This window comes from Dermacoccus sp. SAI-028 (assembly GCF_004346775.1).
In the GTDB taxonomy this organism is placed as follows: domain Bacteria; phylum Actinomycetota; class Actinomycetes; order Actinomycetales; family Dermatophilaceae; genus Dermacoccus; species Dermacoccus nishinomiyaensis.
This window is the reverse complement of record NZ_SMFS01000001.1, coordinates 1,939,310-1,955,270: the sequence shown is the minus strand read 5'-3', so window position 1 is coordinate 1,955,270 and position 15,961 is coordinate 1,939,310. Positions and strand designations below refer to the sequence as shown.

Here is a 15,961-nt window from a genome sequence, read left to right as displayed (position 1 = left end):
CGATTGGGCGCTCGTCCTGGGCCGAACTACCCTGGTGGACATGTCTGGTGAGTCTGTCTTCCACGATCTCGAGCCGCTGCTGGAGCAGGTGAACAAGCCGATCCAGTACGTCGGTGGCGAGCTCAACGCCCAGGTCAAGGACTGGAACTGCGGCGGCTACGGCCCCGACGGACAGGAGCTGACGACGCGCTGGGCCCTCATGTACCCCGACGCCTACGAGGTCGGCGTGCCCAACCAGGGCGTCATGATCCTGTACGAAGTGCTCAACGAGCGTGACGACGCGCTCGCCGAGCGCACCTACTCCATGTGGCCGGACATGGAGGCGAAGATGCGTGAGGCGGGCGTGCCGCAGTTCACCGTCGACGGCCACCGCAGCGTGCGCGACTTCGACGTGCTCGGCATGTCGTTCTCGACCGAGCTCGGCTACACGAACATGCTGACGGCGCTCGACCTCGGCGGAATCCCCCTGCACGCCGACGAGCGCACGATCGACCACCCGATCGTCCTCGCGGGCGGGCACTCGGCGTTCAACCCCGAGCCGATCGCCGACTTCATCGACGCCGCCGTCATCGGTGACGGCGAAGAGGCCGTCCTGCTCATCACCGACATCATCAAGGAGTGGAAGCTCGCCGAGCGCCCCGGCGGGCGTCGCGGGCTGCTGCTCGAACTCGCGCGCACGGGCAGCGTCTACGTGCCGTCGATGTACGAGGTCGATTACCTGCCCGACGGGCGCATCCAGCGTGTCGTGCTGAGCGAGGAGGCGCACGGTGTGCCGTGGCGCGTCGCGAAGCACACCGTCATGGATCTCGACGAGTGGCCTTACCCGAAGCAGCCGCTCGTGCCGATGGCCGAGTCCGTCCACGAGCGGATGAGCGTCGAGATCTTCCGCGGCTGCACGCGTGGTTGCCGTTTCTGCCAGGCCGGCATGATCACGCGCCCCGTGCGCGAGCGTTCGATCACCGGCATCGGCGAGATGGTCGAGAAGGGCCTCGCCGCGACCGGCTTCGAGGAGGTGGGCCTGCTCTCGCTGAGCTCCGCCGACCACACCGAGATCGCCGAGATCTCCAAGGGCCTCGCCGACCGCTACGAGGGCACGCAGACGGGTCTGTCGCTGCCGTCGACGCGCGTCGACGCGTTCAACATCGACCTCGCCAACGAGCTGACGCGCAACGGCCGCCGCTCGGGTCTGACGTTCGCGCCCGAGGGCGGCAGCGAGCGCATCCGTAAGGTCATCAACAAGATGGTCTCCGAGGACGACCTCATCAACACCGTCGCCGCCGCATACGGCGCGGGCTGGCGTCAGGTGAAGCTGTACTTCATGTGCGGCCTGCCCACCGAGACCGACGAGGACGTCCTGCAGATCGCCGACATGGCGCGCCGCGTCATCGAGACCGGGCGCCAGGTGAGCGGCCGCAAGGACATCCGCTGCACCGTCTCCATCGGCGGGTTCGTACCGAAGCCGCACACGCCGTTCCAGTGGTGCGCTCAGCTGTCGGCCGAGGCCACGGACGAGCGGCTCAAGAAGCTCAAGGACGCCATCCGAGCCGACAAGAAGTTCGGTTCGAGCATCGGCATGCGCTACCACGACGGCAAGCCCGGCATCGTCGAGGGCCTGCTGAGCCGCGGCGACCGCCGCGTCGGCGCCGTCATCGAGGCCGTGTGGCGTGACGGCGGCCGCTTCGACGGCTGGAGCGAGCACTTCAGCTACGAGCGCTGGATGGGGCAGGCTGACGCGGTCTTCGCCGCCTCCGAGCACCCGATCGACGTCGACTGGTACACGACGCGTGAGCGCGGCGAGCTCGAGGTGCTGCCCTGGGATCACCTCGACTCCGGTCTCGACAAGGACTGGCTGTGGCAGGACTGGCAGGATGCCCTCTCCGAGGAAGAAGTCGACGACTGCCGCTGGACGCCGTGCTTCGACTGCGGCGTGTGCCCGCAGATGGACACCGACATCCAGATCGGCCCCACGGGCAAGACGCTGCTGCCGCTCACCGTCCTCGGTGAGGGTGCGAAGAAGTTGGCCGCCGCCGACCACGCGCACTGACGTGGGCGCGGCGTCATGACGATGCGACTCGTCTCGACGGGGCGCCGGTGAGACGCCGATGAGCCCACGACGTGCTCGCCGCGGCGTCCACAGGCGCGATGCGCGCGTCGACATGCTGCGCGGGCTCGCCCTCGTGTCGATGTTCGTCGCCTACTGCGCCCCGGACGACGGCCCGTTCCGACTGGCGGCGTTGACCGAGTTCGCGACGGCGCCGTTGTTCGCGCTTCTCATCGGCATCAGCGCGATGCTCGCGGACCGGGGCAACGCCGGGCTGACCGTCTCGTTCGTCCGGGCCGGGGTGCGCGCGGCCGTGCTCGTCGCGCTCGGGTTGTGGATCGAGCCGTGGGGTGCGCAGGTCGACGTCGTCCTCGTCTACCTCGCCCTGCCGACGCTGCTCGCGCCCCTGCTGGCGCGGCTGCCCGACACGGTGCTGCTCGGGATCGCCACGATGTCGTGGGCTGCCGCACCCGCCCTGCTGAGCTGGGGCCGCACCCGCAGCACCGAGGCTCTCGTCGCCGGCGACGACGTGGGCCACCGTTTGTGGGACGTCGTGGTCGCGGGACCGCACTACCGCCTGACGACGCTGCTCGTCTTCACCTGCCTCGGCATCGTGCTGTGGCGCTGGACGCGCGCCGTCCCCGCGTGGAGCGCGGGCCTGGCGGGCCTGGTCGCACTCGCAGGGGCCGCGTTGCTCATGGCGGTGAAGACGTCGGGGCGCCTCGCGTTCGAACCGTACGACGGCAGTCACCTCGAGATCGTGCTCGAGGCGCTGCTCGTCGGGGGATTCGCGCTCGCCTGGTTCGCCGTCGTGCCGGAGCGCTTCTGCCTGCCGGCGCTCGCCGCCGCGGGGTCGATGACGTTGAGTGTCTACGTCCTGCAGATCGCCTACCTCGCCTGGTACGTGCGTGAGCTGCATCCCGGCGAACGCGACGACGCGTGGGGCAACGTCGGCGTCCTGTGCGTCGGCGCCCTCGTGTTGCCGATGGCGTGGCGCTCGCTGGTCTCGCGCGAACCGTGGTCGCGTGGGCCCCTCGAGGGCGCGACGGCCGCCGTCACCCGCGGCATCCGCTGAATCGCGTGCCTCGTCGTGCCGGCGAGCCGAGTGACGGTGCGGTGATCCGCGCGCCCTTGCGTCGACGGTAGGCTCGTGCTCGTGGCACGTCAGCGAGTTCCCGAAGGTCCGCCCCCCGCACCCGCCGTCCAGAAGGTCTCGGTGAGGTACGCCAAGCGCGGACGTCTGCGTTTCTCCTCGACGCGTGACTTCCAGCGCGCCCTCGAGCGTGCCGTGCGTCGCGCGGGGGTGCCGATGGCGTTCTCCGCAGGCTTCCACCCGCACCCGCGTATCTCGTACGCGAACGCCGCGCCGACGGGGGCCGCCTCCGAGGCCGAGTACTTCCAGCTGCAGTTGACGCAGCAGTGCGACCTCGAGGCGCTGCGCGCAGCGCTCGACGAATCGTTGCCGCAGGACATGGCCGTGCTGCGCGTCGTCGAGGCCGCACCGGGAGCGCTCGCCGACCTGCTCCAGGCCAGCGTGTGGCAGCTCGACTTCGAAGGCGTCACGCTCAAGACAATCACCGACGCCGTGGCGACGTTCATGGATCGCGCCGAGCTGCTCGTCACCCGCATGACGAAGTCGGGTGCGCGCGAGTTCGACGTGCGTCAGGCCGTCCTCGCCTCCGACGTCGTGCTCGTGCGCGCCGGAGATGCCGACGGACGTGACCTCGTGCGCTGGACGATGACGATCCAGCACACGACGCCCGCGGTGCGCCCCATCGACGTCATGACCGGTCTCACCGAGCTGACGGGCCTGCAGGTGCCGCGCTCGCCCCTCATGACGCGTCTCGCACAAGGCGCCCTCGAAGCCGGCGGCCGCGTCAGCGACCCGTTCGACGCCTGAGACCTCCATCCGAACGAAGCCCCCGGGCGGGAGGCGTCGGTCGGGAGGCGCAGCGTGGGGGAGGCGCTGTGACGCCATGTGGACACGAGGGTGCCGACCTGCCGGCACTCGTGGGGTGACTGTGCGATAATGCGGGTGGAACGTGCAGGTCTCACAGAGCCTGTCGCTCCCGCAGAACCTTCCGACCGCGCCGTCGGAGCGCAGGTGACGCGGCGCGAGCCGCAGCCGGTGCACCGCGAATCGCGCGAGGGTGGCCGACGCATCGTCATGCGAAGCCGCCGACCGAGAAGCTCTGCGGCGTGACGTCCGGTGCCGCGCGCAGCGCGAGCCGACGAGCCACGTAGAAGACGACTTCCGTCCTGCGGACACGAACGATCGCAGGCGATACGAACGATCCGCGCCGCGGCGCGTGCAAGGCCCAGGTGGTCTTTCTGTGGCACACGTCGTGCCGACGAAGAAGGAGGGCCCCGTGGCCCCCGAAAATCTTGAATTCCCCTTCGCCAGCCCGTTCGCGGCCGGCAGCCCCTTCACAGCGCCGCAGGCCGAGCCCGCGCAGGACGCTGACACGAGCGACGAGGTCGAGGCCATCGACGGTGACGAGGACGTCACCGATGGCGACTCGGGCCAGGGCGCGCCCGCCGGCGCCGCGTTCGGCCTCGTGTTCCAGGCCGCCGACCCGATGACGCGCGTGCCCCGCCGCTCGCGCCGCGCCGATGACGAGTCGCCGCGTGACGAGGCACCCGCGGGCCGCGCAGGTGGCGACGACGAGGCCGACGAGCAGCCGCGCCCCGCGCGTTCGCGCAGCCGCCGCCGTCGCGGTGATGACGCGCAGCACGACGAAAATGGCGACGCGTCGTCCGACGACGCCGCTCACGGCTCGCGCGAGGACGCGGACGATGCGGGCGCGAAGCAGTCGGCCGACACCGACGACAACCACGACGCGAACGACGAGAACGATGAGAACGACGACGAGCAGACCCCGCGTCGGCGCCGACGCGGCGGCCGTGGCCGTCGCGGCAACAAGGGTGACGACGCCCGCGACGGTTCGCAGGCTCAGCACGACGACGCCGACGACCGCGACTCCGGTTCCAAGGGTGGCAACGCGAAGCACGACGACGCGGCGCAGGGCGACGGCTCCAAGCGCGACGGCAACGCCGCGCAGGACGACAGCTCGAAGCACGACGACGCCCAGGACGACGCGGGGTCGCGCAAGCGCACGCGCCGTCGCCGTCGCAGCGGCTCGGGTCAGGGCTCGGACGGCGACGACGCGAACACCGTGACGAAGGTGCGCGAGCCGCGTCGCGCGAAGGACGAGATCACGTCCATCAAGGGCTCGGTGCGCCTCGAGGCGAAGAAGCAGCGCCGCCGCGAGGGCCGTGAGGCGGGACGCCGCCGCACCGTCATCACCGAGGCCGAGTTCCTCGCACGCCGCGAGAGCGTCGAGCGCGTCATGGTCGTGCGCGAGCAGGAGGGGCGCACTCAGATCGGCGTCCTCGAGGACGGGGTGCTCGCCGAGCACTATGTCTCGCGTCAGGAGCAGGCGAGCTCGATGGCGGGCAACGTCTACCTCGGCCGGGTGCAGAACGTGCTGCCGTCGATGGAGGCGGCGTTCGTCGACATCGGCCGCGGGCGCAACGCCGTCCTGTACGCCGGCGAGGTCAACTGGGACGCCGCCGGTCTCGACAACCAGCCCAAGCGCATCGAGCACGCCCTCAAGGCGGGCGAGAGCGTCCTCGTCCAGGTGACGAAGGACCCGATCGGCCACAAGGGCGCCCGCCTGACGTCGCAGATCTCGCTACCGGGACGCTTCGTCGTCTTCGTGCCGGGCAACTCGATGACGGGCATCAGCCGCAAGCTGCCCGACACCGAGCGCGCGCGCCTCAAGCGCATCCTCAAGGAGGTCGTGCCGGCCGACGCGGGCGTCATCGTCCGCACCGCCGCCGAGGGTGCTTCCGAGGAGGAGTTGCGCGCCGACGTCGAGCGCCTCATGAAGATGTGGGAGCGCATCCAGGCGAAGGCCGAGACGGCCAACGCGCCGTCGCTGCTGCACGGCGAACCGGATCTGACGGTCCGCGTCATCCGCGACGTGTTCAACGAGGACTTCGCGAAGATGGTCGTCTCCGGCGAGCGTGCCTGGAACGAGGTGCACACCTACATCTCCGAGGTCGCGCCCGACCTCGTCGAGCGCCTCGAGAAGTGGGAGGGCGACGAAGACGTCTTCGCCGAGCACCGCATCGACGAGCAGCTAGCCAAGGCCATGGACCGCAAGGTGTGGTTGCCGTCGGGCGGTTCGCTCGTCATCGACCGCACCGAGGCGATGACGGTCGTCGACGTCAACACCGGCAAGTTCGTCGGCTCCGGGGGCAACCTCGAGGAGACCGTGACGAAGAACAACATCGAGGCGGCCGAGGAAATCGTGCGTCAGCTGCGCCTGCGCGACATCGGCGGCATCATCGTCGTCGACTTCATCGACATGGTGCTCGAGGCGAACCGCGAGCTCGTCGTGCGTCGCCTGCTCGAGTGCCTGGGCCGCGACCGCACGAAGCACCAGGTCGCCGAGGTCACCTCGCTCGGCCTCGTGCAGATGACGCGCAAGCGCGTCGGCGCGGGCCTCGTCGAGGTCTTCTCCGAGACGTGCGAGTCGTGCCAGGGGCGCGGCATCGTCATCCACGACCACCCGGTCGAGAACCGCGACATCAACGGCAACGACACGAACCGCAAGGGTCGTGGCGGGCGCGGTGGTCGTGGTGGCCGTGACACCCCGGGCAACGGTTCGCACGGTTCGACCGGCGGCTCGAACGGCGGTCAGCACCAGGGTCGTCAGGACGAGGCCGGCGAGTCGAAGGCGGAGCGCGACAACGGTTTCGCGCAGATCGCCGCGGCCGCGCACGCCGCAGCGATCTCCGCGGGCGACAAGTCGGCGACGTCGAAGCCCGTCTCCACCGCGTCTGACGACGACGCCGTCATGACGGTGTCGCCGCAGGACGGCGCTGGCTCGGCTGAGGCTGCTCCCGAGACAAGTGCGCCCAAGAAGTCGGGCACGCGCCGCTCCGGTCGCGTCAAGCCGCGCTCGGAGCGCGTCGCCCAGGCTGCTGCCGACGCCTCGACGGACGCGGGCGACGTGACGAGCGCGCCTGCGGCGAACGAGGGTGCCGCTGCCGACATCGCGACGAACGGCACGACGGTGAGCGGTTCGGCTCCTGCCGACGCGGGCAGCGCTGCCACTGCGACGGCGTCGACGGCGCAGGCCCCGACGGCGCGTCGTCGCGGTTCGCGTCGCGCGGCGGCGTCGACGGGTGCGCCCGCACGAGCCGGTGAGGCGAGCGTCATGACGGTGCCGGCGGCATCGGCGTCGGCATCGACCGCACCGTCCGAGGCATTTGAGTCGGGCACGTCGACCTCGGCTACGCCGTCGACTTCGGCGGCACTGGCGAGCTCCGGCACGGACACGGCATCGACCGACGGCCCGACGCTGGGTGCCGCATCGACGTCGGATGCTCCGGCGAACGCCACGTCATCGGCAGTCGTCACCTCGTCGGCCGGCACGACGCCGGCGCCGATGAAGCGTCCGCGTCGCCGCGCCGGTTCGAGCGCGGGTGCGCCCGTCACTCTGCAGCCGGTCGACCTCAGCGCGCCGGCGTCGTCGTCGGCCCCGTTGACGAAGGTCGCAGGGGAGGACGGCTCGGCGTCGAACTCGACGGGTTCGACCACGACGAGCGACGCGACCACCGCGAACGACACGGCCACGGCCCACAACACGGCTACGGCGAGCAACACGTCTGACGCGGCGTCGGCTGCCGTTGGCGAGCAGAAGGCTCCGGCACGCAAGAAGCGTGCTCGCGTCAGCTCGCCCGCCGGGGCACCCGCGCCGAAGGCAGCGAGCGACGACTGATCGATCGCGCGGGGCGCGCACCACGTCGTCCCGACGATCTTGGGGGCCGAAACTCCGCATGGCGGATTTTCGGCCCCCAACCGTCGTCGTGAAGACTTCAATCCGGCACCGCGGAGTTTCAGACCTCAAGCGTCCTGGCGAGGCGAGGCACCGACAGCCGGCGGGCCATCAGGACGATTTGGGCCCCGCACCCGCCGCCAGGTATTCTTTACGTTTGGTGCGCCCACCGCGCCCGATGTCCCGTCACCGCCAGCCTGCGCCTCGTGCGTGTGCGCGGCGAAACCGGGGTAGCTATCGGCCGGTCAGACAGAGCGAGCGTGCCATGACGAAAGAGAGTCCAACGTGTACGCGATTGTTCGCGCGGGTGGTCGCCAGGAGAAGGTCTCCGTCGGCGATGTCCTCCTCATCGACAAGGTCTCGGCGCAGCCGGGCGAGAGCATCGAGCTGAAGCCGCTCATGCTCGTCGACGGTGCCGACATCACGGTCGAGGCCGACAAGCTGGCCGGTGTCAAGGTGGCCGCCGAGGTCGTCAAGGCCGCCAAGGGCCCGAAGATCACCATCATGAAGTACAAGAACAAGACGGGTTACCGCAAGCGCCAGGGCCACCGTCAGCCGCTGACGCAGATCAAGGTCACCAAGATCGGCTGAGCCTCGCGCTCACCCCTGATCTTCCACAGATTTCGAAAGAGGCTCTGACATGGCACACAAGAAGGGTGCATCCTCGACCCGCAACGGTCGTGACTCCAATGCACAGCGACTCGGCGTGAAGCGCTTCGGCGGCCAGGTCGTCGGCACGGGCGAGATCATCGTCCGCCAGCGCGGCACGCACTTCCACCCCGGCGAGAACGTCGGCCGTGGCGGCGACGACACGCTTTTCGCCCTCGCCCCGGGCGCCGTCAAGTTCGGCGAGCGCAAGGGCCGCAAGGTCGTCGACATCGTCGTCGAGCCGGAGATCACGGCCTGATCGCTCACGCGATCATCTGATCACCCCGCGTGAGGGGGTGAGCCCGCGCGTCGCGGCTCACCCCCTCACGTGCGTCTCGGAACGCTCATAGAATCAACGTGGTGACGCATCGACGCGGCACCGCATCACGGCGGCACCACGGGCCTCACGGGCCCGGCCGCGCCACGCGCCTCGCGCGCGCCGAAAGGAATCACCCATGGCAACCAACTTCGTCGACCGCGTCGTCCTCAACGTGACGGCCGGCAACGGTGGGCACGGCGTCGCCTCCGTGCATCGTGAGAAGTTCAAGCCGCTCGGTGGCCCGGACGGCGGCAACGGCGGGCACGGCGGTGACGTCGTCCTCGAGGTCGACCCGCAGGTGACGACGCTGCTCGAGTACCACAAGAGCCCGCACCGCAGCGCGCAGAACGGCAAGCCGGGTGCCGGTGACGAACGCAACGGCGCCGACGGCGACGACCTCGTCCTGCCCGTGCCGGAGGGCACCGTCGTCAAGGATCGCGACGGCACGATCCTCGCCGACCTCGTCGGTTTCGGCAGCCGTTACGTCGCGGCCGCCGGTGGCCGCGGCGGCCTCGGCAACAAGGCCCTCGCGAGCCAGCGGCGCAAGGCGCCCGGTTTCGCGCTGCTCGGCGAGCCGGGGGAGAGCAACGACATCGTGCTCGAGCTGAAGACGCTCGCCGACGTCGCCCTCATCGGTTTCCCGAGCGCCGGCAAGAGCTCGCTCGTTTCCGTCGTCAGCGCCGCGAAGCCGAAGATCGCCGACTACCCGTTCACGACGCTCGTGCCCAATCTCGGTGTCGTGACGGCTGGTTCGCAGCGTTTCACGATCGCCGACGTGCCCGGTCTCATCCCCGGCGCGAGCCAGGGCAAGGGCCTCGGCCTGGAGTTCCTGCGTCACGTCGAGCGCTGCTCGGTCCTCGTCCACGTCATCGACTGCGCGACGCTCGAGCCGGGCCGTGACCCGATGAGCGACCTCGACACGATCGAGCACGAACTGAGCGAGTACGTCGCCGACGAATCCCTCGGCGGCAAGCCCCTTTCCGAGCGCACCCGCATCGTCGTGCTCAACAAGGCCGACGTGCCGGACGCCCGCGAACTCGCCGAGATGGTCAAGCCCGACCTCGAAGCACGCGGCCTCGAGGTGTTCATCGTCTCCGCCGTTGCGCACCAGGGCCTCAAGGAGCTGACGTTCGCGCTCGCCAAGCACGTCGAGCAGGCGCGTCAGGAGGTCGAGTCGGCCGTGCCGGCGCGCGTCATCGTGCGTCCGAAGGCCATGGACGACGCCGGGTTCCGCATCGTGAAGGAGGGTGGCACGCACGGCACGCTGTTCCGTATCGTCGGGGATCGCCCGACGCGCTGGGTGCGCCAGACCGACTTCAGCAACGACGAGGCCGTCGGCTACCTCGCCGATCGTCTCAACCGACTCGGTATCGAGGAGGAGTTGTTCAAGGCGGGCGCGGTGCCCGGCTCGACCGTCCTCATCGGTCCCGGCGACAACGCTGTCGTCTTCGACTGGGAGCCCACCCTGCAGGCCGGCGCCGAACTGCTCGGCGCCCGCGGCACCGACCTACGCCTCGAGGAGGCGTCGCGTCCGTCGCGCGCCGAGAAGCGCGACGAGTTCCACAACCGCAAGGACGGTCAGCGTCTGGCGCGCGAAGAGCTCGCGGCCGAACGTCAGGCCGGAGTCTGGACCGAGCACGAGAGCTACCGCACCGAGGAGTGACGCGCCCCGCGCGTCGGTGCAGCAAGGAGTCGCCCGATGAACGCAGACGCCACGACGACCATGCCCGACGAGCACGCCACGCGTGCGGCTGACGTGCGCGACGAGCACGATCATGCCGAGCACGCCCCGCAGACGCCCCCGACGACCCCTGCCGTCGACGGCGACGCGGTGCGCGCGCAGGTCCGCGAAGCCAAGCGCGTCGTCGTCAAGGTGGGGTCGAGTTCGATCACCCACACGAGCGGCGGCATCAACCACGAGGCGCTGACGGAGCTCGTCGGGGTGCTGGCCGAGCGTCGGCACGCGGGCAAGGAGGTGCTGCTCGTCTCCTCCGGAGCCATCTCTGCGGGGATGGGCCAGCTCGGCATGCCGACGCGCCCGACGGAGCTGCCGCAGGCGCAGGCCGCAGCTGCCGTCGGGCAGGGACAGCTCATGTCCGCGTACTCGCTGCTGTTCCAGGGTCTCGGGCTGACGATGGGGCAGGTGCTGCTGACGACGGAGGACGTCACCCGCCGCGCCACGTACCTCAACGGCCGCTCGACGCTGCAGACGCTGCTCGAGTTCGGCGCGGTGCCCGTCATCAACGAGAACGACACGGTCGCGACGCAGGAGATCCGCTTCGGTGACAACGACCGGCTCGCGGCGCTCGTCGCACACCTCGTCGACGCCGACGCGCTCATCCTGCTCTCGGACGTCGACGCCCTCTATGACGGTCCGCCGAGCCGCGAGGGCACCTCGCGGATCCCGTTCGTCGCGGACGTCGCCGCGATGGATGACGTCGAGATCGGCGGCACCGGATCCGGTGTCGGCACCGGGGGCATGCGGACGAAGGTCGACGCGGCGCGCATCGCGACCGCAGCCGACATCCCGACGATGCTGACGTCGATGCCGAACGCGCGCCACGCGCTGCTCGGCGAGCAGGTGGGCACGGCATTTGCGCCGACAGGTCGTCGTCGCAGCGCGCGACGCCTGTGGCTCGCGCACGCGACGCACCCGGCCGGGCGCCTCGTGCTCGACGATGGCGCAGTCGAGGCCGTGCGGACGAAGGGGCGCTCGCTGCTTCACGCGGGTGTCATCGAGGCGCAGGGGCGATTCCTCGCAGGCGACGCCGTCGACCTCGCCGACCGTCACGGCCACGTGTTCGCGCGCGGGCTCGTCAACTACGACGTCGCCGACGTGCACCGTGCCATGGGGCGCACGACTCGCGATCTGAGCGACGCCATCGGCCCGGCTTTCGAGCGCAGCCTCGTCCACCGCGATCATCTGGTGCTGCTGCCCTGAGCCACTTGTTCGGCCCGGGGGAGTAAAGTGAGCCTTGCCTATGATCGCCGCGTCCCGCGACGATGCGAGTGCTCCGAAGGTGAGGCCCATGACGACTCTCGACCTGCTGCGGCCCGGCTCCCACGCCACCGTCGTCGGATTCGATGCGTCCCGGTGCGCCGACGCCGTCCTGTGTCGCCTGCGCGAGCTCGGCTTCCGCGAGGGTGAACAGATCGAGGTCGTGCGCCGTGCGCCGATGGGCGATCCGATGGTCTTCCGTGTCTGCGAATACGAACTCTGCCTGCGTCGGCGTGACGCGGGTGCCATCCGCGTCGACGTCCTGTGAGCTGCCACGCCCCCGATGACGTCGCGACAGCGGACGCCGCGACGAGCACCCGCGTCGCGCTGCTGGGCGCGCCGAACGCCGGCAAGTCAAGCCTCTTCAACCGACTCACCGGTCTGCGCGCGAAGACGGGCAACTACCCGGGCGTGACGGTGTCGCGTTCGTTCGGAGACGTGCGCGCAGGCGAGACGAACCTCGTCCTCGAGGATCTGCCGGGCACCTACAGCCTCGAGGCCGTGAGCCCCGACGAGCAGGTCGTCGTCGATGCCCTCGCCGGCCGACTCGACGGCGTGCCGGCACCCGACGCGCTCATCGTCGTCGCCGACGCCACGACGTTGCGACGCTCGCTGCCCTTCCTCGCGCGCGCGATCGCGTTGGGCAAGCCGACGATGCTGGCCCTCACGATGATCGACGAACTGCACGCGCGCGGCGGCCGCCTCGACGTCGCAGCCCTCGAGCGGGCCCTCGGCGTGCCGGTGCGGGCCGTCATGGCGGCGACGGGCGCGGGGGTCGACGACATCCGCGCCCTGCTCGCCGACGTCCCCGCCTGGACGCGGCCCGTCGTCAGCCCGCCGACGCAGGATGCGCAGCTCGCGCCATGGTCGCGTTCGGTGCTCGCGGCCGCCGAGTACACGCCCGCCGGGCAGGACACGCGCTCGCGGCGCATCGACGCGGTGCTGCTGCACCCGGTCGCCGGTCTCGCCGTGTTCTTCGCGACGATGTTCCTGTTCTTCCAGGCCATCTTCACCGTCGCCGCGCCGCTGCAGGATCTCGTCGAGCAGGGGTTCGCGTGGCTCGGCGCCCAGGCGCAACACATCCCGAACGACACGCTCGCCTCACTCGTCGGCAACGGCATCATCGGTGGTGTCGGCGCGACGCTCGTCTTCGTGCCGCAGATCATGCTGCTGTTCCTCGTCCTGTCACTGCTCGAGAACGTCGGGTACTTGTCGCGCGCGGCGTTCCTCATGGACCGGATCATGGCCGCCACGGGGCTGGAGGGCCGCGCGTTCGTCGCGATGCTCAGCTCGTTCGCATGCGCGGTGCCAGGCATCATGGCGACGCGCACCATCCCTTCGTCACGCAACCGCATCGCGACGATCATCACTGCGCCGCTCATGACGTGCTCGGCGCGCCTGCCTGTCTACGTGTTGCTGACGTCGCTGCTCGTCGAACCGGGGCAGCGGTACGGGCCGTTCAACGCGCAGGGCCTCGTGCTCTTCGGGTTGTACGTGCTCGGCGGGCTGTCGGCCCTCGTCGCGGTCGCCGTGTTCAAGGCGACGGCGCTGCGCGATGCGTCGCTGCCGTTCTACATGGAGATGCCGCCGTACCGCTTCCCGTCGATCCGCAACGTCGTGACGACGATGTAACACTCGGTGCGTATGTTCCTGCGCAAGGCCGGCGGCATCATCCTGACGACGACGGTCGCGCTGTGGGTGCTGCTCAACTTCCCGGCCCGCGGCGCCGAGACCGCCGGGATGGGCGACACCGAGAAGGCCGCGTACGTCATCGACCACTCGTATGCCGCCTCGATCGGGCGGTTCATCGAGCCGATCTTCGCGCCGCTCGGGTTCGACTGGCACATCTGCGTCGGGCTGCTCGGCGCGACGAGTGCGCGCGAGGTCTTCGTCGCGACGCTCGGGCAGGTGGCGAGCGCGACCGACCCCGAGGACCCGCGCGCGGCGCTCATGAAGATGACGTTCAGCGACGGCCCGCACGCCGGGCAGCTCGTCTTCACGACGGCGACGGTCGTCGCGCTGCTCGTGTTCTTCGTCTACGCCCTGCAGTGCGTCTCGACCATCGCGATCATGCGTCGCGAGACGAACACGTGGCGCTGGCCGGCGATCGCGTGGGCGTACATGTTCGTCCTCGCATGGGGCATGGCGTTCCTCGCTCGCCACATCGTGCTCGCGCTCACATGAGCGACCTCGCCCTGCACCCGGAGGCAACACCCGATCCAGACGTCGTGCGGTGGCGCTTCTCCGGAGCGCGGTGCGACGTCCCGCTCGGAGCGCTCGCGGCGTGGCCCGAGGCGCTGACGCGCGCGGGCGCCGGCGACATGGTCAGCGAACCGGGCGCGCTCGTCGTCAGGCTGCGCGCGCCGCACACGTGGGCGAGTGACGGAGCAGCCGTGCGCGACGCGCTGAGCGACGTGCTTGCTGACACGTCGAGCCGATTCGTTGCGCGTGAGCCCGGCGGCGTCGAGCCGAGCGATGCCTCGAGCAACGCCGACGGGGACGCCGTGGGCGAATTCGACGAGGGCGCTGCCGACGACACCGAGATCGCCGAGCAGGCCCGAGTGGTCGTCGCGGACGTCGCCGAGCAAGTGGCGCACTCGCACGGCGGCGACATCACGCTGATCGGCGTCGAGCGCGGCGTCGTCACCGTCAGCCTCACGGGCGCGTGCGACGGCTGCCCCGCGGCGGCGATGACGCTGCACCGGCGCATCGAGGACGAGCTGCGCGCGCGGGTCGGCGTGGTGCGCGAGGTGCGTGCCCACACCGTGAAGAAGCGCTCGGGCGGACTGGAGCGAGGCGGGCGTGCGCTCCTACAGTGGGCGCATGAGCGACGTCGCTGAAGAAACCCGTCACCGCATCGAGACCGCCGGTCGCGCGGCGCGCGCCGCGTCGAAACGCCTCGCGCTGCTCTCGCGCGCCGAGAAGGATACCGCGCTGCTGACGCTCGCCGACGCCGTCGAGGCCGCGTCCGCGACGATCGTCGCGGCGAACGAGGAGGACCTGGCGCGGGGCGCTGCGGGCGGCATGAGCGAGAGCCTGCAGGATCGGCTGCGGATGACGCCCGAACGCGTCACCCAGGTCGCGCAGGCGCTGCGCGACGTCGCGGCGCTGCCCGACCCCGTCGGCGAGGTGACGCGCGGCAACACTCTCGCCAACGGCTTGCAGATCAAGCAGGTGCGCGTGCCGATGGGGGTCGTCGGCATGATCTACGAGGCGCGCCCCAACGTCACCGTCGACGCAGCGGGGCTCGGATTGAAGAGCGGCAACGCGATGATCCTGCGCGGCGGCTCGGCCGCGGCGGCGACGAACGCCGCGATCGTCGAGGCACTGCGCGCCTCGTACGAACAGCAGGGACTCCCCGCCGATGCGGTGCAGTTGCTCGACGGCGGCCACGACGACGTGACGGCGCTCATCACCGCGCGCGGTCTCGTCGATCTCGTCATCCCGCGCGGTGGGGCCGCGCTCATCGAGGCGGTCGTCACCGGTTCGAGCGTGCCGGTCATCGAGACGGGCACGGGCAACGTCCATGTCTACGTCGATCGCGCGGCGGATCTCGACATGGCGCTCGACATCACCGTGAACTCCAAGACGCACCGGCCGAGCGTGTGCAACGCGGCCGAGAGTCTGCTCGTGCACGCCGACGTCGCCGAGACGTTTCTGCCCCGCGTGCTCACCGAGCTCGCCCAGCGCGGTGTCGTCCTGCACGCCGACGAACGCGCCGCTGCCCTCGCCGGTGGCGTCGCGACCCAGCCCGTCACGGATGAGGCGTGGGGCACCGAGTTCCACGGCCTCGAGATGTCGGTCGGTGTCGTGGACAGCCTCGAGGGGGCGATCGCCCACATCGATGGCTACTCGACGCATCACACCGACTGCATCGTCACCGAGGACCGCGCGGCAGCGCGCACGTTCGCCGCGCAGGTCGACTCGGCCGTCGTCATGATCAACGCCTCGACGCGTTTCACCGACGGCGGCGAGTTCGGCTTCGGCGCCGAGATCGGCATCTCGACGCAGAAGCTGCACGCACGCGGCCCGATGGCGCTCGCGGAGCTGACGACGACGAAGTGGATCGTCGACGGCGACGGCCAGATCCGCTGACGTCACTCGCG

Annotated in this window: 13 protein-coding genes; all 13 read left to right on the top strand. The window is 70.4% G+C overall.

The genetic code is table 11. From position 1 onward, the window contains the following. Positions 1 to 40: 40 nt before the first annotated feature. Positions 41 to 2,044, top strand: a complete 2,004-nt coding sequence (locus EDC82_RS08930; protein ID WP_074045625.1) for a TIGR03960 family B12-binding radical SAM protein — start codon at positions 41 to 43, stop codon at positions 2,042 to 2,044. A gap of 58 nt (positions 2,045 to 2,102) precedes the next feature. Continuing rightward, on the top strand, positions 2,103 to 3,116 hold the full coding sequence (locus EDC82_RS08925; protein ID WP_131941204.1) for a hypothetical protein: 1,014 nt from the start codon (positions 2,103 to 2,105) through the stop codon (positions 3,114 to 3,116). A 75-nt stretch (positions 3,117 to 3,191) separates the two neighbouring features. Next, positions 3,192 to 3,941, top strand: a complete 750-nt coding sequence (locus EDC82_RS08920) for a TIGR03936 family radical SAM-associated protein (RefSeq protein ID WP_131941202.1) — start codon at positions 3,192 to 3,194, stop codon at positions 3,939 to 3,941. A gap of 586 nt (positions 3,942 to 4,527) precedes the next feature. Continuing rightward, on the top strand, positions 4,528 to 7,833 hold the full coding sequence (locus tag EDC82_RS08915; protein ID WP_370448851.1) for an Rne/Rng family ribonuclease: 3,306 nt from the start codon (positions 4,528 to 4,530) through the stop codon (positions 7,831 to 7,833). A gap of 342 nt (positions 7,834 to 8,175) precedes the next feature. Continuing rightward, positions 8,176 to 8,481, top strand: coding sequence for a 50S ribosomal protein L21 (rplU, locus tag EDC82_RS08910; RefSeq protein WP_006944318.1), 306 nt, complete (start codon positions 8,176 to 8,178; stop codon positions 8,479 to 8,481). Positions 8,482 to 8,530: 49 nt separating this feature from the next. After that, positions 8,531 to 8,797 carry a 50S ribosomal protein L27 gene (gene rpmA / locus EDC82_RS08905; protein WP_006944241.1) on the top strand — a complete coding sequence of 89 codons (267 nt, stop codon included), beginning with the start codon at positions 8,531 to 8,533 and terminating at the stop codon, positions 8,795 to 8,797. Between the two features lie 196 nt (positions 8,798 to 8,993). Next, entirely contained in the window at positions 8,994 to 10,520 is a 1,527-nt protein-coding gene (gene obgE, locus EDC82_RS08900; protein WP_062257584.1) for a GTPase ObgE, read from the top strand. Between the two features lie 36 nt (positions 10,521 to 10,556). Next, entirely contained in the window at positions 10,557 to 11,798 is a 1,242-nt protein-coding gene (gene proB / locus EDC82_RS08895) for a glutamate 5-kinase (protein WP_171969908.1), read from the top strand. An 88-nt stretch (positions 11,799 to 11,886) separates the two neighbouring features. Then, entirely contained in the window at positions 11,887 to 12,123 is a 237-nt protein-coding gene (locus EDC82_RS08890; protein WP_235006176.1) for a FeoA family protein, read from the top strand. Next, positions 12,120 to 13,487 carry a ferrous iron transporter B gene (locus EDC82_RS08885; protein ID WP_235006174.1) on the top strand — a complete coding sequence of 456 codons (1,368 nt, stop codon included), beginning with the start codon at positions 12,120 to 12,122 and terminating at the stop codon, positions 13,485 to 13,487. The genes EDC82_RS08890 and EDC82_RS08885 overlap by 4 nt, the downstream gene beginning before the upstream one ends. Positions 13,488 to 13,499: 12 nt before the next feature. Continuing rightward, on the top strand, positions 13,500 to 14,039 hold the full coding sequence (locus tag EDC82_RS14945; protein WP_235006172.1) for a nucleoside recognition domain-containing protein: 540 nt from the start codon (positions 13,500 to 13,502) through the stop codon (positions 14,037 to 14,039). After that, on the top strand, positions 14,036 to 14,695 hold the full coding sequence (locus tag EDC82_RS08880) for a NifU family protein (RefSeq protein ID WP_074045578.1): 660 nt from the start codon (positions 14,036 to 14,038) through the stop codon (positions 14,693 to 14,695). The genes EDC82_RS14945 and EDC82_RS08880 overlap by 4 nt, the downstream gene beginning before the upstream one ends. Further along, entirely contained in the window at positions 14,679 to 15,950 is a 1,272-nt protein-coding gene (locus EDC82_RS08875) for a glutamate-5-semialdehyde dehydrogenase (RefSeq protein WP_040014386.1), read from the top strand. Before EDC82_RS08880 ends, EDC82_RS08875 begins: the two co-directional genes overlap by 17 nt. The last annotated feature ends 11 nt before the right edge of the window (positions 15,951 to 15,961 follow it).